Annotated in this window: 18 protein-coding genes; 17 read left to right on the forward strand and 1 reads right to left on the reverse strand. The window is 63.9% G+C overall.

Going from position 1 to position 18622, the window contains the following annotated elements:
• Positions 1-14: 14 nt before the first annotated feature.
• The 6 genes from hydA to GWL_RS04240 are packed head-to-tail and all read left to right on the forward strand — an operon-like array spanning position 15 to position 5526.
• Positions 15-1487, forward strand: a complete 1473-nt coding sequence (gene hydA, locus GWL_RS04215; RefSeq protein WP_008327036.1) for a dihydropyrimidinase — start codon at positions 15-17, stop codon at positions 1485-1487.
• Positions 1484-2443, forward strand: coding sequence for an N-carbamoyl-D-amino-acid hydrolase (locus GWL_RS04220; protein WP_034350039.1), 960 nt, complete (start codon positions 1484-1486; stop codon positions 2441-2443). Before hydA ends, GWL_RS04220 begins: the two co-directional genes overlap by 4 nt.
• A gap of 38 nt (positions 2444-2481) precedes the next feature.
• The gene (locus GWL_RS04225; protein ID WP_008327039.1) at positions 2482-3354 is read left to right on the forward strand and encodes a transporter substrate-binding domain-containing protein; all 873 of its coding nucleotides are present in this window, start codon (positions 2482-2484) and stop codon (positions 3352-3354) included.
• 60 nt (positions 3355-3414) lie between these two features.
• The gene (locus GWL_RS04230; RefSeq protein ID WP_008327042.1) at positions 3415-4164 is read left to right on the forward strand and encodes an amino acid ABC transporter ATP-binding protein; all 750 of its coding nucleotides are present in this window, start codon (positions 3415-3417) and stop codon (positions 4162-4164) included.
• Positions 4165-4167: 3 nt separating this feature from the next.
• Complete coding sequence (locus tag GWL_RS04235) at positions 4168-4839, forward strand: amino acid ABC transporter permease (RefSeq protein ID WP_008327044.1); 672 nt, start codon at positions 4168-4170, stop codon at positions 4837-4839.
• Between the two features lie 12 nt (positions 4840-4851).
• Entirely contained in the window at positions 4852-5526 is a 675-nt protein-coding gene (locus GWL_RS04240) for an amino acid ABC transporter permease (protein WP_008327045.1), read from the forward strand.
• A gap of 22 nt (positions 5527-5548) precedes the next feature.
• On the opposite strand, the gene GWL_RS24075 is transcribed toward GWL_RS04240, so the two are convergent.
• Positions 5549-7177, reverse strand: a complete 1629-nt coding sequence (locus GWL_RS24075) for a methyl-accepting chemotaxis protein (protein WP_008327046.1) — start codon at positions 7175-7177, stop codon at positions 5549-5551.
• Positions 7178-7894: 717 nt separating this feature from the next.
• Between GWL_RS24075 and GWL_RS04250 the strand changes: the two genes are divergently transcribed.
• The 11 genes from GWL_RS04250 (at position 7895) to GWL_RS04300 (ending at position 18609) form a co-directional block, all read left to right on the forward strand.
• Entirely contained in the window at positions 7895-8680 is a 786-nt protein-coding gene (locus tag GWL_RS04250; RefSeq protein ID WP_008327047.1) for an ABC transporter ATP-binding protein, read from the forward strand.
• 65 nt (positions 8681-8745) lie between these two features.
• The gene (locus tag GWL_RS04255; RefSeq protein WP_008327048.1) at positions 8746-9741 is read left to right on the forward strand and encodes an ABC transporter substrate-binding protein; all 996 of its coding nucleotides are present in this window, start codon (positions 8746-8748) and stop codon (positions 9739-9741) included.
• 2 nt (positions 9742-9743) lie between these two features.
• Positions 9744-10604: an ABC transporter permease gene (locus GWL_RS04260; RefSeq protein ID WP_008327049.1), complete on the forward strand. Its 861-nt coding sequence runs from the start codon at positions 9744-9746 to the stop codon at positions 10602-10604.
• 40 nt (positions 10605-10644) lie between these two features.
• Positions 10645-11415, forward strand: a complete 771-nt coding sequence (locus GWL_RS04265) for an SDR family oxidoreductase (RefSeq protein ID WP_008327050.1) — start codon at positions 10645-10647, stop codon at positions 11413-11415.
• A 61-nt stretch (positions 11416-11476) separates the two neighbouring features.
• Positions 11477-12013: a cupin domain-containing protein gene (locus tag GWL_RS04270; protein WP_008327053.1), complete on the forward strand. Its 537-nt coding sequence runs from the start codon at positions 11477-11479 to the stop codon at positions 12011-12013.
• A gap of 17 nt (positions 12014-12030) precedes the next feature.
• Positions 12031-12918 carry an alpha/beta fold hydrolase gene (locus GWL_RS04275; protein WP_008327055.1) on the forward strand — a complete coding sequence of 296 codons (888 nt, stop codon included), beginning with the start codon at positions 12031-12033 and terminating at the stop codon, positions 12916-12918.
• Between the two features lie 5 nt (positions 12919-12923).
• Positions 12924-13757 carry an IclR family transcriptional regulator gene (locus GWL_RS04280; protein ID WP_034350045.1) on the forward strand — a complete coding sequence of 278 codons (834 nt, stop codon included), beginning with the start codon at positions 12924-12926 and terminating at the stop codon, positions 13755-13757.
• Position 13758: 1 nt separating this feature from the next.
• Complete coding sequence (locus GWL_RS04285; RefSeq protein ID WP_034350046.1) at positions 13759-14583, forward strand: SDR family oxidoreductase; 825 nt, start codon at positions 13759-13761, stop codon at positions 14581-14583.
• Positions 14576-16297: a thiamine pyrophosphate-binding protein gene (locus GWL_RS04290; RefSeq protein ID WP_034350049.1), complete on the forward strand. Its 1722-nt coding sequence runs from the start codon at positions 14576-14578 to the stop codon at positions 16295-16297. Before GWL_RS04285 ends, GWL_RS04290 begins: the two co-directional genes overlap by 8 nt.
• A gap of 10 nt (positions 16298-16307) precedes the next feature.
• Positions 16308-17108 (forward strand): aspartate dehydrogenase, encoded by an 801-nt coding sequence (locus tag GWL_RS04295; RefSeq protein WP_008327063.1) that lies wholly within the window; start codon positions 16308-16310, stop codon positions 17106-17108.
• A gap of 22 nt (positions 17109-17130) precedes the next feature.
• The gene (locus GWL_RS04300; RefSeq protein ID WP_008327064.1) at positions 17131-18609 is read left to right on the forward strand and encodes an aldehyde dehydrogenase; all 1479 of its coding nucleotides are present in this window, start codon (positions 17131-17133) and stop codon (positions 18607-18609) included.
• The last annotated feature ends 13 nt before the right edge of the window (positions 18610-18622 follow it).

Below are 18622 nucleotides of genomic sequence, written 5' to 3' on the forward strand. Positions count from 1 at the left end.
CCTGAGACCACCGCATGGACTTCGACCTGACCATCCGCAACGGCCGCATCAGTACTGATCGCGAGACCTTCCTGGCCGATATTGGCGTCAAGGATGGCGTGATCGTGCGCATCGCGGCGGACCTGCCGCCCGGCCGCGACGACATTGATGCCGCAGGCCGCTGGGTCCTGCCCGGTGGCATCGACAGCCATTGCCACATCGAACAGCTCTCCGGCATGGGCATGATGTGTGCCGATGATTTCTATTCAGGCACGGTCTCGGCCGCTTTCGGCGGCACCACCACCATCATTCCCTTTGCGGCCCAGCATCGCGGCAAGCGCATTCCCGACGTGATCGCCGATTATGCGCAACGCGCCCGCGAGAAGGCGGTGATCGACTATGGCTTCCACCTGATCCTGGCCGACCCTGACGAGCAGGCCCTGCAACACGACCTGCCGCAAGCCATCCGCGAAGGCATCACCTCGCTGAAGGTCTACATGACCTACAACGCCCTCAAGCTCGATGATTACCAGCTGCTGGACGTGATGGCGCTGGCCGGCCGCGAAGGGGCGCTGGTGATGATCCATGCGGAGAATCACGACATGATCCGCTGGCTCGCCTCGCGCCTGCTGGACCAGGGACATACCGCCCCCAAGTTCCACGCGGTGGCGCACGATCCGCTGGCCGAGGCTGAGGCCAGCCATCGCGCCATTGCCTTGTCGCGCCTGATCGGCGTGCCGGTGTTGATCGTGCACGTGGCCGGTGCCGAGACGGTGCAGACCATTCGCAATGCCCGGCTGCTGGGCGCGCAGATCTACGCCGAGAGCTGCCCGCAATACCTGTTCCTTACGGCGGAGGATATCGACCTGCCCGGCGTGGAGGGGGCCAAGTATTGCTGCAGCCCGCCGCCGCGCGATGCCAACGCCCAGGAGGCGGTCTGGGCCGGGCTCAAGGATGGCACGCTGGGCATGTATAGCTCCGACCATGCGCCGTATCGCTTCGACGAGAGCGGCAAGCTGCCGCGCGGCGAAGACACCACCTTCAAGGAAATGGCCAATGGCGTGCCGGGCATCGAGTTGCGCCTGCCGCTGCTGTTTTCCGAAGGCGTGCTCAAGGGCCGCCTCGACATCCACGAATTCGTGCGCCTGACGGCGACCAATCACGCCCACATGTATGGGCTGTCGCACTGCAAGGGAAACATCGCCGAGGGGCTCGATGCCGACCTGGTGATCTGGAACCCGGAACGCGAGACCACCATCACTGCCGCTCTCCTGCACGACAACGTGGGCTATACGCCCTACGAAGGACGGCAGATCAAGGGCTGGCCGGAAGTGGTCATCAGCCGTGGCCGCGTGGTGGTCAGCGCGGGTGAACTGAAAGTGGCGCGCGGCTCGGGCCGCTATATCGCGCGCCAGTGTCCGGAGCCGGCCAGCATTGCGCAGCGGCCGACACGCAGCCATCTGCCGGGTCTGCTCGGCCTCAAGGGAAAGGCATGGGAATCGCAATGAGCAACAAGGACAATCGTTTCGGCCTGGCCGTGGCCCAGATGGGGCCGGTGCAACTGGCCGAAGACCGGACCACGGTGGTGCGCCGCCTGCTGGAGATGATGCGCGAGGCCGCCGCCCGTGGCGCGAAGATGGTGGTGTTTCCCGAACTGGCACTGACCACCTTCTTCCCGCGCTACTGGATGGAAGACCAGGCCGAGATCGATGCCCGTTTCTTTGAGTCCGAGATGCCCGGCCCGCAGACCCGGCCGCTGTTCGATCTGGCCGCGCAGCTGGGGATCGGCTTCTACCTGGGCTATGGTGAACTTACACCCGATGGCCATCACTACAACACCGCCATCCTGGTGGATGACCAGGCCAGGATCGTGGCGCGCTATCGCAAGATCCACCTGCCCGGACACAGCGACCACAAGCCCGATGCGCCTTTCCAGCATCTGGAAAAGAAGTACTTCGAAGTCGGCAACGATGGCTTCGGTGTCACCGACATGCTGGGCACGCGCATCGGCCAGTGCCTGTGCAATGACCGTCGCTGGCCGGAGACCTATCGCGTCATGAGCCTGCAGAGCGCGCGCATCGTCACGCTGGGCTACAACACGCCATCCTGGAACATCCACTGGAACGAGCCGCCGCACCTGCGCATGTTCCACCACCTGCTGTCGCTGCAGGCCAATGCCTACCAGAACGGATTGTGGGTGGCCGCCGCTGCCAAGTGCGGATTCGAGGATGGTTTCCACATGATCGGCGGCTCGGCCATCGTGGCGCCTTCCGGCGAGATCGTGGCGCAGGCGCAGGGTGAGGAGGATGAGGTGATCTTCGCCAGTTGCGATCTGCAACTGGGTGAAACATTTCTGCAGCATGTCTTCAATTTCGCCAAGCACCGCCGTCCCGAGCATTACCGTCTCATCGTCGAGCGCACCGGGGCCGGCGAGCCGCTGTCGCCGTCCGAGCTGTCTACCTGAATCACTGTCCACCTTCCACCCAATCGAGGAGTGTTGCGATGTTCCCGTTCCTGGCCCTACCTTCCAAGTCTTCCCTGAAGTGTTCCCTGCTGGCCGTGCTCTCGGCCAGTGCGCTGTTGTCGGCCGGCGCGATGGCGCAGAGTGGTCCGCTGCGTACCGGTGTGGATGCCACCTTTGCGCCGCATGCCATGGTCAAGCTGGGCGGTGGCCTGCAAGGCTTCAACATCGACCTGGGCGAAGAACTGGCGCGCCGCCTGGGCCGCAAGATCGAGATCGAAGGCACCGAGTTTTCCGGCCTGGTACCGGGGCTCAATGCCAAGAAATATGACTTCGTGCTGGCGCCCGTGACGGCCACCCCCGAGCGCGCCAAGTCCATGCTCTTCACCGAGGGTTATCTGGATACCGACTACACCTTCGTCATCAAGAAGGGCGCCGCCCCCATCCATGCGCTGGAAGACCTGAAGGGCAAGACCATCTCGGTCAACAAGGGCTCGGCCTATGAGCTGTGGGCACGCGACAACGCACCCAAGTACGGCTTCAAGTACGACGTCTATGGCAACAACGCCGATGCGGTGCAGGCCGTGCAATCCGGCCGTGCCGACGCCAACCTGGCCGGCAGCACCGTGGCCGCCTGGGCCGCCAAGCAGAATCCGGCCGTGCAGACCTCCTACACCGTCAAGACCGGCCTGGTGTGGGCACTGGCCTTCCGCCTGGATGACAAGGCCGGCCGCGACGCCGCCGGCATGGCGCTCAAGTGCATGAAGCAAGACGGCACGCTGGGCAAGATCGCGCAGAAGTGGTTCGGCTATACCCCGGCGCCAGATGCCACCGTGGTCAAGGTCGGCGTGGGGCAGGGCGTGCCGGGCCTGGATGGCTACGACCCGACGCCCGTGACGCTCAAGTGCAAGTGAGCCCGCAGCACCGCGCCCGGATTGCCCGAATCGCCTGAACGAACCGAGACTGATGCCGCCATGAACCTCGCCGCACCCATCCTTGAAATCGTCGGCCTGCACAAGTCCTATGAGGGCAATACGGTCCTGCGCGGGATCGACCTGCGCGTGCGGCCGGGCCAGCTGATCTGCGTGATCGGCCCGTCCGGTTCGGGCAAGAGCACCATGCTGCGTTGCTGCAACCGGCTAGAAGAACCCAGCGCCGGCCAGATCGTGGTGGACGGCGTGGACATCATGCACGCCCGCGCCGACCTCAATGCGATCCGTCAGAAGGTCGGCATGGTGTTCCAGCAGTTCAACCTCTATCCGCACATGAGCGTGCTGGGCAACGTGATGCTGGCCCTGAAGAAGGTGCAGAAGCATTCCCAGGCCGAGGCCGAGCGGCGCGCGCGGCGGGCCCTGGAGCAGGTGGGGATGCTGGAGAAGGCATCAGCCTTCCCCGGCCAGCTTTCCGGCGGCCAGCAGCAGCGCGTGGGCATCGCTCGAGGCATCGCACTGGAACCCAAGGTGATGCTGTTCGATGAACCGACCAGCGCCCTCGATCCCGAACTGGTCGGCAGCGTGCTGCAGGTGATGCGTCAACTGCGCGAAGCCGGCATGACCATGCTGGTGGTCACGCACGAAATGGCCTTTGCCCGCGCGGCGGCCGATCGCGTGGTCTTCATGGACGGTGGCGTGATCGTCGAGGAAGGACCGCCCGAGCAGATCTTCGGCGATCCGCAGCAAGCCCGCACCAAAGCCTTCGTGGCGCGCTTTGCACAGCACGGCTGAACCATGGAGCAATTCCTCTTCACCTTCTTCAACGCCGAGATCGCCGCCCGCTACTGGCCCGACATCCTGCGCGGCATGGGCGTGACCGTGCTGCTGAGCCTGGCCGTGATCGTCTCCGGCCTGCTGCTGGGCCTGCTGCTGGCGGTGCTGCGCGCTACCGGCAAGCGTGGCCTGGTGTGGCTGGTGGTGGCCTTTGCCGATGTGATGCGGGCCTTGCCGCCGCTGATCCTGATCATCGTGCTCTTCTTTGCGTTTCCGTATATCGACCTGGCCATGTCGTCCTTCACCGCGACCTGGCTGGCGCTGACGCTTGTATTGGCCGCCTATGCCGAAGAGAGCATCTGGGCCGGCATCGCTTCCTTGCCGCGCGGGCAGAGCGAGGCGGCCCGCTCGACCGGGCTGTCCTGGGGGCAGACCATGGCCGCCGTGATCCTGCCGCAGGCCTTGCGCATGGCCGTGCCGCCGCTGACCAACCGCGTCATCTCGATCACCAAGAATACGGCGCTGGGCTCGGTGGTCGCCTTGTCCGAAATTCTCAACACGGCCCAGGCCGCCAGCAGCAATGCCGGCAATCCGACCCCGCTGATGCTGGGGGCGGCAGCCTACCTGCTGATCTTCATTCCGGTGGTCTTGTTGGCGCGCTGGCTGGAAACGCGCTGGCGCTGGAAACGATAGGAGAGGGCCATCATGGATGCCTTGCTGCAGAATTTCTTCAACCTGGAGGTGTACCGCCAGGTCCTGCCTTTCCTGCTGGGAGGCTTGTGGACCACGGTGTGGCTGTCGCTGCTGGTCATTCCGATCGGTGTGATCTCGGGTTTGCTGCTGGCCTTGCTGGCGACCCAGAGCCGTTCGCGCACGGTGCGCATTGCCGTGGCGGTGTATGTGGACTTTTTCCGTTCCTTCCCGCCGCTGGTGCTGCTGATCCTGATCTATTTCGGCGCGCCGTTCCTGGGGCTGGAACTGCCCAAGCTGCTGGCGGTGGCGCTGGGCTTCATGCTCAACAATTCCAGTTACTTCGCCGAGGTGCTGCGCGCCGGCATCGAGAGCGTTCCCGGCGGACAGATGGAAGCGGCGCGCTCCACTGGTCTCTCGCGCACCCAGGCGCTGGCGTACGTGGTGGTTCCCCAGGCGGTGCGCAACGCCTTGCCGGACCTGGTGGGTAATGGCATCGAAGTCATCAAGCTCACCACCATTGCCAGCGTGGTGGCGCTGCCCGAACTGCTGCGTGTGGCGCGCGATGCCCAGTCGCTGGTCTACAATCCTTCGCCCATCGTGCTGGCGGCCTTGCTTTACCTGGCGCTGTTGCTGCCGCTGGTGCGCTGGCTGTCGTGGCTGGAGCACCGCGGCCGCGCCCTGCATTGAGGAGGCGGCCGGCGGCGCGACTTCAGGCCGGGCTCAGCAGGGCAGTCGTGCTGCCGAAGCCGGGTTCACGAGAAACAAGCGGCGCCAGCGCTGGCGGCTCGATACGAAATACCGACACGGCCTGTCGCAGGCTGTCGGCCTGTTGCGCCATGGATTGCGCAGCGCTGGCCGATTCTTCCACCAGCGCTGCGTTCTGCTGCGTCACTTCATCCATCTGCGAGATGGCGATGTTGATCTGGCTGATGCCCGAGCTCTGTTCGCTGGACGCCGCCGTGATTTCGCTCATCAGGTCATTGACCTGCTGGATCGACTGCACCACCTGGCTCATGGTCTGGCCGGCCTCGTCGACCAGTTTCTGGCCTGCTCCCACGTGCTGTACCGACGACTCGATCAAGCCCCGGATTTCCTTGGCCGCCGAGGCACTGCGCTGGGCCAGCGAACGCACCTCGGTCGCCACCACTGCGAAGCCGCGGCCCTGTTCGCCGGCACGAGCGGCTTCCACGGCGGCGTTGAGTGCCAGGATATTGGTCTGGAAAGCGATACCTTCCACGGTCGAAATGATCTCAGTGATCTTGTTGGCGCTGTCGGAAATATCCTTCATGGTATCGACCACACGTTCCACCACCTCGCCGCCCTTTTGCGCATGCAGTGAGGCAGAGCGCGCCAGCTGGTTGCCCTGGCCGGCGTTCTGGGTGTTCTGCTCCACGGTGGAGGTGATCTCTTCCATGCTCGACGCAGTTTCTTCCAGCGACGCCGCCTGCTCTTCGGTACGGCGCGACAGATCCAGGTTGCCTACCGCGATCTGGCCGGCGGCGGTGGAAATCGACTCGGCCGAACGCTTGATGCCATCGACGATGCTGGTCAGCTGGGCGCGCATGTTCTCCAGCGAGGCCATCAGGCTGCTGTGGTCACCCTTGGTCAGCGGGATCGTCACGGCCAGGTTGCCCTGGGCGATCTGGGCCGCCAGTTCCTGGGCATGTGCCGGTTCGCCACCGAGCTGGCGCAGCACGCTGCGCACGATCAGGAAGGCTGCGCCCAAGGCCAGCAGTACCGCAGCGGCCACCAGCGTCCAGGTGGTGGTCAGGATGCCACTGTAAGTGACGTCAGAGTCGGCAGCCGCCTGGGCGTTGAGCTTGTCTTCGAAACTGCCCAGTTCATCCAGGTTGTCCAGCCATTTGGCCTGGACCGGGCGGATCTTCTGGACCAGCAGGCTGGTCACTTCCGCCGTCTTGTTGTCCTGGGCCAGCGCCACGGCCTGGGCCAGCAGTGGCTCGGTCTCGGCGGCGTTCTGCGCGATCCGATCAAAGAGTTCATGTTCCTTTGGCGTCGTCCCCGGCTGTTCAAAGAGCTTGGCGAGCTTGGTGCGCGCCTCCTGATAGGACTTTTCCTGCACCTTGATGCGATCGATCTCGCGCTTGATCAGCGCCGGATCCTGGAACAGCGCAATGTTGCGGATGGCCAGAGCACGGACGCGCACGCTGGTGTTCATCTGGTCCACCATCGAACCCTGCTGGTTGTTGACGATGATGTCGGACAGGTTGCCCTTGACCGTGGACATGCCCCACACGCCGACGAGAGAAATGACGACCAGCAAGACGACAACGCTGGCAAAGCCCAAGGCCAGGCGGGTGGATACTTTCAATTTGTTCATGGAAAAGCCCCTCTAGATGTAATTTGCTTCCGATCAGGTTGCAAGACCCCCTCAGACCTGCCATGGCTGTGGCCGCCATGTACAGGGTGAATGAAATTCCCGTATATAAATGATGCAATTACACATTTTTACGCGGTCTATACGCCATGTTCGTTTAATTGCATGCAATTTGCGCAACTAATTGCCTGCTTTATGACGATATGCACGGATCTTGTAACGCTATTGAGTTGGCTCATCCAGAAAAGATCCGTCAAGTTGTGATTATTTTTCCGTGATGTCGATTCAGTTGCTTTCTCATGGCATTTCCACGACAAGCGCGGGGAAGCCCGGCGTAATGCCCAGCGTCGCGCAGCCGCGACAGGCGCCAAGGCAGTGCAAAGCTGCACCGTACTTTGGTGGCGACGGGAGATTTTGGGGCGACGAAGTTTGTCCTGCCTGACATAAACCCGGTCAGACGGGGCTTTCGAGCCTGGTATGTAATTTGCTTTTTGCTCTGAAACGGTTTTTATATAAACCATCAGTTCATATATGGAACAAAATAAGTTATTCCGCGCCGAGATATCTGCTATATTGGCGTTGAATATCTCCCATATATAAATTGTTGTTTCATATATGGAACGTTTCCGCGCCCGGCAGGAGACACCCGTCCATCAGAGGCGGCAGCCGGGAAGACTAGCTGGGGCGCAACCGCGTGCCAGGGCAAAGAGCAGAGGCAACATGATCGAAATCGAATTCCGCAAGGTCGGCAAGCGTTTTGTCGATCGCCAGACGGCACAAGCACGGGCGGCCGTCACCAATGTCAATCTGTCCATCAAAAGTGGCGAGGTGGTCTCCATCATCGGTCCCTCGGGCTGTGGCAAGAGCACGCTGCTCAACATGGGGGCCGGCCTGTACCTGCCCAGCGAGGGCGAGGTCTTCGTCGGTGGCGAGAAAGTGACCAAGCCGGTCCGCAAGGTGGCCTTCATGCTGCAGAAGGATTTGCTCATGCCCTGGCGCAATATCCGCGCCAACGTCACCCTCGGCCTGGAGATCGATGGCATGCGCGAGGCCGAACGCCGTCGCATCGCCGATGAACTGCTGGCCAAGTGCCACCTCAAGGGCTTCGAGGAGCATTACCCGTACCAGCTCTCCGGTGGCATGCGCCAGCGCGCCGCGCTGGCCCGGACGCTGGCGGTGGATCCGCAGGTGCTGTTGCTCGATGAGCCTTTCTCTGCCCTGGATGCGCAGACCAAGATGGTGCTGCAGCAGGACCTGGCCAAGATGCTCTACGAAAAGAAGAAGACCGCGCTCTTCATCACCCACGACCTGGTGGAAGCCATCGCCCTGTCGGACCGTCTGCTGGTCATGAGCGAACGTCCCGGCACCATCGTCGAGGAAATCGAAGTCAACCTGCCGTTCCGCGACAACCCGCTGGAGCGTCGCAAGCTGCCCGAGATCGGTCCGTTGCAAGGACGCCTGATGGAACTGCTCAAGGTGGGCAAAGAGACCGCCGAGCTCCACTGATTTCACGCTGCATCTTCACCCGTTTTCACCCGTCAACAGAGAGACCTCAAGGGAGAGCCAGAAACATGAAGAACCTGTTTGCATCCGCCGCCAGTGCACTTGCCCTGGTTGCCGCCGTCGGCGTGACCGTCGTTCCGGCAGTGGCCCACGCGGCCCCGGAAGAAGTGACCTACCTGCTGCCCGCGCCCCCCAATTCACCAGCCTTCGCCCCTTGGGTGCTGGCCCAGCACAAGGGCTATTACGCCGACGAAAATCTCAAGGTCAGTTTCATCGTCGCCAAGGGTGGCGTTGACGTGGCCAAGCAGATCGGTGCCGGCAATGCCGTCATCGGCGGTGCCATCGGGGATACGCCCATCGTGGTACGTGCCAACGGCATTCCGGTGAAGGCCATTGCCGTGCTGGGGGCAGGTTCCGTCACCATGGTGGCGGCCAATCCGGCCGATGGCATCAAGACCCTGAAGGATCTGAAGGGCAAGACAGTGACCGTCATGTCCTATACCGACACCACCTATTACGCCTTCCTCGGTAGCCTCAAGACTGCCGGACTGTCCAAGACCGATGTGCAGATCCAGGCCGCCGGTCCCGCCGGCGTGTGGCAGCTCTACACCTCGGGCAAGTCGCAGGGCTTTGCCGGGGTGCCCGACTGGGTGGTCAATGCGACCGATGCCGGCGCCAAGCTGGAGCTGCTGGACAACGGCGGTTTCAAGAGCATGGCGCAGGCCATCCTGGCCTCGGATGACACCATCAAGAAGAACCCCGAACTGTTGAAGCGGCTGGTGCGCGCCACCCTGCGCGGCATGCAGGACATCATGAAAGACCCCAAGGCCGCTGCCGATGACTATGTCGCCGCGCTGCCCAGCTACAAGGGCAAGGAGGCCAGCATCCAGGCCACCTTCGAGATGTACGACAAATACGTCTATGCCAACCAGAAGACCCTGGGCCAGATCGACCCGGCGCGCATGGATGCGGTGCAGAAGTTCTACGTCAGCGAAGGCATCGTGAGCAAAGCCACGCCGCTCAATGAACTCTTCACCAACCAGTTCGTGGGAGTGGCCAAGTAATCATGAACACCACGACAGCCAAAGACCTGACCATGTCCAGTTCCGAGCCATCCGCTGTACCCGCGACCCAGCCACGTCGTCCGCTGTTCAGTGAGAAGGCACGTACCGTATGTGGCAGCCTGGTGCTGCTGGTGCTCTTCATCGCCGCCTGGCAATGGGGGCCCGGCATGCTCGGCCTGCCCGAATACATCCTGCCCAATTTCATGCAGGTCGTGCGTGAGGGCGTGGTGATGTGGAACAACGCACAACTGCTGCAGCACTTCGGTGTGACTGCCATGGAGGTGGTGTTCGGTTTCCTCTTCGGGGCCTTGCTCGGCTTGGCCGTCGGTGTGGCGCTGGGCCTCTCGCCGCGTGCCGAAGCCATGCTCTCGCCCTACATCCTGGCACTGCAGATCGCGCCCAAGGTCGCTTTTGCGCCGCTGTTCGTGATGTGGCTGGGCTACACCATCTATCCCAAGATCATCGTGGCGGTATTGATCGTGTTCTTCCCCATCATGATCAACGTGCTCTCGGCCATCCGTACTGTCGACCCCGATATGGTCAACCTGGTGCGTACGCTCAATGCCGGGCGCTGGCAGATTTTCCATCTGGTGGAGTTTCGCTCGGCACTGCCGGCACTGTTCTCGGGGCTGCGTATCGCCTCCACGCTGTCGGTGATCGGCGTGACCGTGGGCGAGCTGGTCGGTGGCAACCAGGGTCTGGGCTATCTGCTGGTGGATGGCGAAGGGCAGGGCAACACCGCCGCCGTCTTCGTCTCCATCGTCGCCCTGACCCTGATCGGCGTAGTCACCTACGGCGCGGTGGTCTGGGCCGAACGCAAGGTACTGCACTACCTGCCCAAGGTCCATACCAGCACCGTCTGAGCTTGATGGCGATTTCCCGACAGGACACAGGAGCATGAACATGTCAGCAGCAAGCACGGTGACTCTTTTGGCAGGACGACGCATTCTGGTCACTGGCGCGGCACGCGGCCTCGGCCTGGCGTTCGTCGAAGCCCTTGCCGCCGCCGGGGCCAGGGTGGCCATGGCCGATATCCTGCAGGACACCCTGGCGGCTGCGGTCTGCACGTTGCAGCAACGCGGTCTGGCCGTCGAGGGTTTCACGCTGGACCTGGCGGATCCGGCATCGGTGCAATCCTCTGCGCAGGCCGCCATCGCATGGCTGGGGGGACTTGACGGGCTGATCAACAACGCCGCCATCACCAATTCCGGTGGCAGGAGCAGCGAGCAACTGGCGCTGGAGATGTGGGACCGCGTCATGGACGTCAACGTGCGCGGTACCTGGCTCATGACCAATGCCTGCCTGCCGGCCTTGCGCGCCTCGGGGCGTGGCGCCATCGTCAATCTTTCTTCGGACACGCCATTGTGGGGCGCGCCCAATCTGCTGGCCTATGTCGCCAGCAAGAGTGCGGTCATCGGCATGACCCGCTCGCTGGCGCGCGAACTGGGCGGCGACAATATCACGGTCAATGCCGTGGCACCCGGCCTGACCCTGGTGGAGGCGACCGAGTACGTGCCGCAGGCGCGTCATCAACATTACCTCGATGGCCGCGCCCTGCAACGAGATCAGTTGCCGGAGGATGTGTGCGGTGCCGTGGTGTTCGCCCTGTCGGATCTGGCGCGTTTCTTTACCGGCCAGGTAATGGCCGTCAATGGCGGATTCGTGATGCACTGAAGCTGCCTGCAGGGCAGGTGCTGGACCCGGATCAATTCAGAATCAATTCAAGGAGAAAAGCATGACCGATATGTCCGAACAGGAAAACATGGGCCGCAGCTGGGACCGCCCGGCCGGCGCCAGCTTTGCCGACTGGATGGAGTCGCGCGTGGCGCGCCTGTCGACCCGCACGTACGACTGGAATGCGCTGAAGTTCCAGGCCGACTACGACCCCAAGTATCGCCGCGCCCAGATGCGCTACATCGGTACCGGCGGAACCGGGGTGGCGCAAGATGCCAACGTGATTCCGTCCGAACACTTCACCTTCTCGACCATGATCATCCCGGCCGGCCACGAAGGTCCCTCGCATCTGCACATCGATGTCGAGGAAGTCTTCTTTGTCCTGCGCGGCAAACTCAAGCTGGTACTTGAGAAGGATGGCGAACGTTTCGAAACCATCCTCACCGACCGCGACGTGGTGTCGGTGCCGCCAGGGGTGTATCGCGAGGAAATCAACATCGGTGACGAGGATGCACTGATGTGCGTGATGCTGGGCGCCAAGAAGCCCATCACGCCGACCTATCCGCCCGAGCATCCACTGGCCTCGATCAAGCGCTGAAGACCGAGAGACCGACCATGAACGCCACGTTGCCCGCCGGATCGGATGACAGCCTGCATGCCTGGCTGGCACTGCTGGCCCGTCATTTTCCCGAGCAGCACGTTGCCGTGCCAGGCGGGCAGGTCAGCTATCGCGTCGGCGGGCGCAGCGACAACGAGCGGGTCGTGGTCCTGCTGCATGGCATCAGCTCGGGCGCGGCCTCCTGGCTCAATACGGCGTTGGCGCTGGCCGCCGATGCCCGCGTGATCGCCTGGAATGCGCCCGGCTATGGCAGCTCCACGCCACTGCCGATGGACGTGCCCAAGGCGGACGATTATGCCCGGCGTCTGCAGCAGATGCTGGCGGCGCTGGAGATCACGCAGTGCGTGCTGGTCGGTCACTCGCTGGGCGCCTTGATGGCGGCCGCCTACCTGGCCCACGGTGATGGTCGCGCACGCTGCACCCTGCTGGCCGACCCGGCCCAGGGCTATGGCGCTGCCGGTCAGCAAGAACGGTCTGCGCAGGTGCGCCGGGAGCGCCTGGACGCCTTGCAGCGGCTGGGTGTGGCTGGTCTGGCCTTGCAGCGCACGCGCCTGCTGTCGGCACAGGCCAGTGAAGAACAGCACGCCTGGGTACGCTGGAACATGCAGCGGCTCGATGCGCAGGGCTATACCCAGGCGGTGCACTTGTTGTGCGGTGATGATATCGCGACTTATCTGCAGGCAGCGCCACGACGGGGGGTGTCGGTGGCCTGCGGTGCAGAAGATATCGTCACCACCCCGCAGGCCAGTGAAGGGCTGGCCCGGCAGTTTGAACTTCCCTTTCAATTGGTGGACGGCGCCGGCCATGCCTGCTATATCGAGCAGCCGTCGTCCTTTGCCGCGCTGGTGCGCGCGCAGTTCACCTCAACCAACCAGAACAGATAATCATCATGAACAAACCAGTGATGCCAGAAGAAGAGTCGCAAGACAAGTACTCCGTCCCCGGCCTGGAACGTGGCCTGCGCCTGCTGTGCGAATTCAGCCGCCAGGACAAGACCCTCTCCGCTCCCGAGCTGGCGCGCCGCCTGGACATTCCGCGCTCCACCGTGTTCCGTCTCTTGGCCACGCTGGAACGCATGGGCTTCGTCGAGCGCGCCGATGGCGGGCGTGATTATCGTCTGGGCATGTCGGTACTGCGCCTGGGCTTTGAATATCTGGCCTCGCTGGAGCTGACCGAGATCGGCCGCCCGCTGCTGGAACGCCTGCGCGACGAGATCGGCTACTCCTGCAACCTGGTGGTGCGCGATGGCCGTTCCATCGTCTACGTCGCCAAGTCGGTCACCCAGACCGCCTTCACCAGCCACGTCAACGTCGGTACCCGTCTGCCCGCGCATGCCACCGTGCTGGGCCGCGTGCTGCTGGAAGACCTGACCCTGCCGCAACTGCGCACTCTGTATCCGGAAGAACACCTGGAAGTATTCTCCAGCAACACGCCCAAGACCGTGGTCGAGCTGTTCGACATGGTGCAGGCCGACAAGGAGCGCGGCTTCGTCTTGCAGGAAGGCTTCTTCGAAACCAGCATTTCCACCGTCGCCGCCCCGGTGCGCGATCATTCCGGCAATGTGGTGGCGGCGCTGGGTGCGACCATTCCCTCACCACACATCGATGCCAGCCAGCTGGACGTGATCGTGGCCCGGGTCCGCGAGACCGCCGCCGAACTCTCGCGCCTGCTGGACCATGCGCCCGAGCGTGGTGCCAAGGTCGTCAACATGTGGCGAGGCTGAGATGCCCATGACTTCTCTTCAGGGCAGGGTGGCCGTGGTGACCGGTGGTTCCTCCGGCATCGGCCTGGCCACCGTGGAACTCTTGCTGGAAGCCGGTGCGGCGGTGGCCTTCTGCGGCCGCGATGGCGAGCGCCTGAAGCAGGCTGAGGCCGCGCTGCGTGAACGCTATCCCCAAGCCCGACTCTACAGCGCGCCCTGTGACGTGCTGGCGCAGGAGCAGGTGCAAGCCTTTGCAGCCTCGGTGGAAAGCACGCTGGGCCCGGTCTCCATGCTGGTCAACAACGCCGGACAGGGACGCGTCTCGACCTTTGCCGACACGGCCGATGAGGCCTGGAGCGAAGAGCTGCGTCTGAAATTCTTTTCGGTGATCTACCCCACCCGCGCTTTCTTGCCGCAGCTGCAGGCCATGAGTGCGCGAGATGGCGATGCCGCCATCGTCTGCGTCAACTCGCTGCTGGCCACGCAACCCGAGCCGCACATGGTGGCGACCTCGGCGGCCCGCGCCGGAGTACACAACCTGGTGCGTTCGCTGGCCACCGAACTGGCCGGCGGCGAAGCCGCACGCGTACGCGTCAACGGCATCCTCATCGGCCTGGTGGAGTCGGGCCAATGGCGCCGCCGCTACGCTGCCCGTGGCCCGGAGCAGCAGGATCAGAGCTGGGCCCAATGGACCGCTGCGCTGGCCGCCAGAAAACAGATCCAACTCGGCCGTCTCGGCCTTCCCCGGGAAGCCGCGCAGGCGATCATGTTCCTCGCCACGCCGCTTTCCTCGTACACCACAGGCAGCCATATCGATGTTTCAGGAGGACTTTCCCGCCATGCCTAATACCCAACCCCAAGTCACCGTCGGCTGCGCCATTGCGGCTTTCCTCGAGCAGTGCGGCGTGAAGGCTGCCTTCGGTGTGATCTCGATCCACAACATGCCCATCCTCGATGCCTTCGGCGAGCGCGGCAAGATCCGATTCATTCCGGCGCGTGGCGAAGCCGGCGGCGCCAACATGGCCGATGCCTACGCCCGTACCACCGCTGGCCTGGGCGTTTGCCTGACCTCTACCGGCACCGCCGCCGGCAACGCCGCCGGTGCCATGGTCGAGGCACTCACCGCCGGTACGCCCCTGCTGCACCTGACCGGCCAGATCGAAACACCCTATCTGGACCAGAGCCTGGCCTACATCCATGAAGCACCGGACCAGTTGAGCATGCTCAAGGCCATCTCCAAGGCGGCCTTCCGCATCCGCAGCGTCGAGACTGCCATCAGTACCATCAAGCTGGCCGTGCAGACGGCGCTGACGCCGCCCATGGGCCCGGTCTCGGTGGAGATTCCCATCGACATCCAGGCGGCCATGATCCCCATGCCGATCAACCTGCAACCGCTGGCTATCCCGCAGAGCGTACCGTCGGCGCGCGCGCTGGATGAACTGGCCGAGCGTCTGATGAAGGCCAAGCGTCCTCTGCTGTGGCTGGGCGGCGGTGCCCGCCATGCCGGCGCACAAGTACAGCGCCTGCTGGATCTGGGCTTTGGCGTGGTGACCAGTACCCAAGGGCGCGGCATCGTGCCCGAGGATGACCCACGCTCGCTGGGCGCATTCAACCTGCACAAGCCGGTGGAGCAGTTCTACCAGAGCTGCGATGCCATGCTCGTGGTCGGTTCGCGCCTGCGCGGCAATGAAACCCTCAAATATGAACTCAAGCTGCCGCGCCCGCTGTACCGGGTCGATGCTGACCCGGCGGCCGAAGGCCGCTGCTATACCAGCGACTACTTCGTCTGCGGAGATTCGGCGCTGGTGCTGGCCGGGCTGGCGGACCGTCTGGCGGCGCTGAAGGTCGATCCGGCCTTCATGGGCGATCTGGGCAAGGCGCGCGAGATGGCCGTGCATGGACTGGTCGATGGGCTCGGCCCCTACAGTGCCCTGGTGGAGCAGTTGCAGCAGAGCGCCGGTCGTCAATTCAACTGGGTGCGTGACGTGACCGTCTCCAACAGTACCTGGGGCAATCGCTATCTGCGCATCTTCGATCCGCGCGCCGGCGTGCACGCCCTGGGTGGCGGCATTGGTCAGGGGCTGGCCATGGGCATCGGTGCGGCCATCGGCGCGGCGGTCACGCGGTCGGGCAAGAAGACCTTCACCCTGGCCGGTGACGGCGGCTTCATCCTCAATCTGGGTGAGCTGGCCACGGCGGTGCAGGAACAGGCCGACATGGTGATCGTGCTGATGAATGACAAGGGTTACGGCGTCATCAAGAACATTCAGGATGCGCAATACGGTGGTCGCCGCCACTACGTCGATCTGCACACGCCCGATTATGCCCAGTTGTCTTCGGCGCTCAAGCTGCGGCACCAGCGCGTGGGCAACCTGGGCGAGGTGGCGGCTGCACTGAAGGAGGCCTCGTCTGCACCGGGCCCCTTCCTGCTGGAGATCGACATGCTGGCCATCGGCAGTTTCAAGACTGCCTTTGCCGGACCGCCGGTCAACGAGAAGGAAAAGGCCGCTGCCGCCGCTGCTGCCGTGGTTGCCGCTGCGGCCACTGCGGCCACGGCATAAGGAGAAGCGCATGTTGCACGTATCGATGATCGGATGCGGCGCCATTGGAGTGGGCGTCATGGAAATCCTCAAAAGCGATCCCGAGGTCGCCTTCGACATGGTGGTGGTGCCCGAGGCCCACATGGACCGCGCCCGCAGCGCCGTCTCCACGCTGGCCCCTTCGGCGCGGGTGGTCTCGCGCCTGGGGGAGGAACGTCCCGACCTGCTCATCGAATGCGCGGGCCACCAGGCCATCGGCGAACACATCATCCCGGCACTGGAGCGCGGTATCCCCTGCATGGTGGTTTCCATCGGTGCCCTGTCCGAGCCCGGCCTGGTCGACAAGCTGGAAGCCGCTGCCCGTGCCGGCCGCACCCAGGTGCAACTGCTCTCCGGTGCGATCGGTGCCATCGATGCCCTGGCGGCGGCCAAGGTCGGCGGTCTGGACGCGGTGGTCTACACCGGGCGCAAGCCACCGCGCGCCTGGAAAGACACGCCGGCGGAGACGGCCTTCGATCTGGATGCCTTGCAGGAAGCGACCGTGATCTTTGAAGGCAGTGCCCGCGAGGCCGCGCGCCTGTATCCCAAGAATGCCAATGTCGCGGCCACGCTGTCGCTGGCCGGGCTGGGCCTGGACCAGACCCGGGTACGGCTCTACGCCGACCCCGGCGTGAGCGAGAACATCCACCACGTGGAGGCCAGCGGTGCCTTTGGCGGCTTTGAGCTGACCATGCGCGGCAAGCCGCTGGCGGCCAATCCCAAGACATCGGCGCTGACCGTCTACAGCGTCGTGCGCGCCCTGGGCAATCGTGCCCATGCGCTCTCGATCTGAACCGGGGCAGGAGAAAAGAACCATGTTGAATCTGAACGATATCCAGCCCATCTGCATCGCCGGTCAATGGCGCCTGGGGGGCGGGGATCGGTATGCCACGCTCTATCCGGCCACCGGCGAAGCCGTGGCGAGCCTGCACGCAGCCAGCGTAGCCGACGTGGAGGAAGCCATCAGCGGTGCTGACCGGGCGTTTCGTACCAGCGGCTGGGCGCAGAAGAAAGCGCATGAACGCGCTGCCGTGCTCTATCGCGTGGCGCAACTGATCCGCGAGAACGGTGAGGCGCTGGCGCAACTGCAGCGCCTGGACAACGGCAAGCCCATCAGCGAGACGCGCAATCTGGTAGCCAGTGCCGCTGCCACCTTCCAGTTCTTTGCCGCTGCCTGCGAGACCCTGGAAGAAACGCTCACCCCCATGCGCGGCGACAATCTCACCATGAGCGTGCATGAGCCCATGGGAGTGGTGGCCGCCATCACGCCGTGGAATTCGCCCATTGCCAGCGAGGCACAGAAGATGGCACCGGCGCTGGCGGCCGGCAACGCGGTGGTGGTCAAGCCTGCGGAAGTCACGCCGCTGGCCGCGCTGGCGCTGGCGCGTCTGTGCATCGAGGCCGGCGTACCTGCGGGCCTCATCAGCGTACTGCCGGGCAAGGGCTCGGTCATCGGTGATGCCATCACCCTGCATCCCCTGGTCAAGCGCGTCTCCTTCACCGGCGGCACCACGACCGGCAAACACATCGCCCACATTGCCGCCGACAAGATGATGCCGGTATCGCTGGAACTGGGCGGCAAGTCGCCGACCATGGTGTTCGAGGATGCCGATATCGATCATGCCGTCGCCGGTGTGCTCTACGGCATCTTCAGCAGCTCCGGTGAATCCTGCATCGCCGGTTCACGCCTGTTCGTGGCGCGCTCCTTGCATGAAGCGTTCATGGAGCGCCTGGCCGCCGGTGCGGCCGCCCTGCGGGTGGGCGATCCGGCCGACGAACGCACCCAGATGGGACCGCTGATCACCGCCCGTCATCGCGAGGGCATCGAGCGCTACGTCGACATGGGCGTCACCGACGGCGGCCGCATCCGCACCGGTGGCGTGCGCCCCAAGGGCGCAGCCTTCGAGCGTGGCTACTTCTATACGCCAACCATCATCGAGGGACTGCGCAATGATCAGCGCATCTGCCAGGAAGAGATCTTCGGCCCGGTGCTGGTCGCCATGCCCTTCGACGATGAAGAGGATCTGATCCGGCAGGCCAATGACAGCGTCTACGCCCTGGCCGCCGGTATCTGGACGCGCGACTACAAGCGCGCCTGGCGCGTGGGCCGTGCGGTACAAGCCGGCAATGTCTGGATCAACACCTACAAGCAGTTCTCGATCTCGACTCCCTTCGGCGGCTGGCGTGACAGCGGCCTGGGACGCGAGAAGGGGCGATTGGGCATCCTGCAGTACATGGAGCAGAAGGCCATGTACTGGGGCCTGAACGAACAGCCGCTGCCCTGGGCGGGCTGAACACGGATTGGAG

Source organism: Herbaspirillum sp. GW103, from assembly GCF_000261365.1.
In the GTDB taxonomy this organism is placed as follows: Bacteria; Pseudomonadota; Gammaproteobacteria; order Burkholderiales; family Burkholderiaceae_D; genus Herbaspirillum.

Coding starts and splice junctions, on each gene's coding strand:
- hydA (WP_008327036.1), top strand. CDS start 15: ATGGACTTCGACCTGACCATCCGCAACGGCCGCATCAGTACTGATCGC.
- GWL_RS04220 (WP_034350039.1), top strand. CDS start 1,484: ATGAGCAACAAGGACAATCGTTTCGGCCTGGCCGTGGCCCAGATGGGG.
- GWL_RS04225 (WP_008327039.1), top strand. CDS start 2,482: ATGTTCCCGTTCCTGGCCCTACCTTCCAAGTCTTCCCTGAAGTGTTCC.
- GWL_RS04230 (WP_008327042.1), top strand. CDS start 3,415: ATGAACCTCGCCGCACCCATCCTTGAAATCGTCGGCCTGCACAAGTCC.
- GWL_RS04235 (WP_008327044.1), top strand. CDS start 4,168: ATGGAGCAATTCCTCTTCACCTTCTTCAACGCCGAGATCGCCGCCCGC.
- GWL_RS04240 (WP_008327045.1), top strand. CDS start 4,852: ATGGATGCCTTGCTGCAGAATTTCTTCAACCTGGAGGTGTACCGCCAG.
- GWL_RS24075 (WP_008327046.1), bottom strand. CDS start 7,177: ATGAACAAATTGAAAGTATCCACCCGCCTGGCCTTGGGCTTTGCCAGC.
- GWL_RS04250 (WP_008327047.1), top strand. CDS start 7,895: ATGATCGAAATCGAATTCCGCAAGGTCGGCAAGCGTTTTGTCGATCGC.
- GWL_RS04255 (WP_008327048.1), top strand. CDS start 8,746: ATGAAGAACCTGTTTGCATCCGCCGCCAGTGCACTTGCCCTGGTTGCC.
- GWL_RS04260 (WP_008327049.1), top strand. CDS start 9,744: ATGAACACCACGACAGCCAAAGACCTGACCATGTCCAGTTCCGAGCCA.
- GWL_RS04265 (WP_008327050.1), top strand. CDS start 10,645: ATGTCAGCAGCAAGCACGGTGACTCTTTTGGCAGGACGACGCATTCTG.
- GWL_RS04270 (WP_008327053.1), top strand. CDS start 11,477: ATGACCGATATGTCCGAACAGGAAAACATGGGCCGCAGCTGGGACCGC.
- GWL_RS04275 (WP_008327055.1), top strand. CDS start 12,031: ATGAACGCCACGTTGCCCGCCGGATCGGATGACAGCCTGCATGCCTGG.
- GWL_RS04280 (WP_034350045.1), top strand. CDS start 12,924: ATGAACAAACCAGTGATGCCAGAAGAAGAGTCGCAAGACAAGTACTCC.
- GWL_RS04285 (WP_034350046.1), top strand. CDS start 13,759: ATGCCCATGACTTCTCTTCAGGGCAGGGTGGCCGTGGTGACCGGTGGT.
- GWL_RS04290 (WP_034350049.1), top strand. CDS start 14,576: ATGCCTAATACCCAACCCCAAGTCACCGTCGGCTGCGCCATTGCGGCT.
- GWL_RS04295 (WP_008327063.1), top strand. CDS start 16,308: ATGTTGCACGTATCGATGATCGGATGCGGCGCCATTGGAGTGGGCGTC.
- GWL_RS04300 (WP_008327064.1), top strand. CDS start 17,131: ATGTTGAATCTGAACGATATCCAGCCCATCTGCATCGCCGGTCAATGG.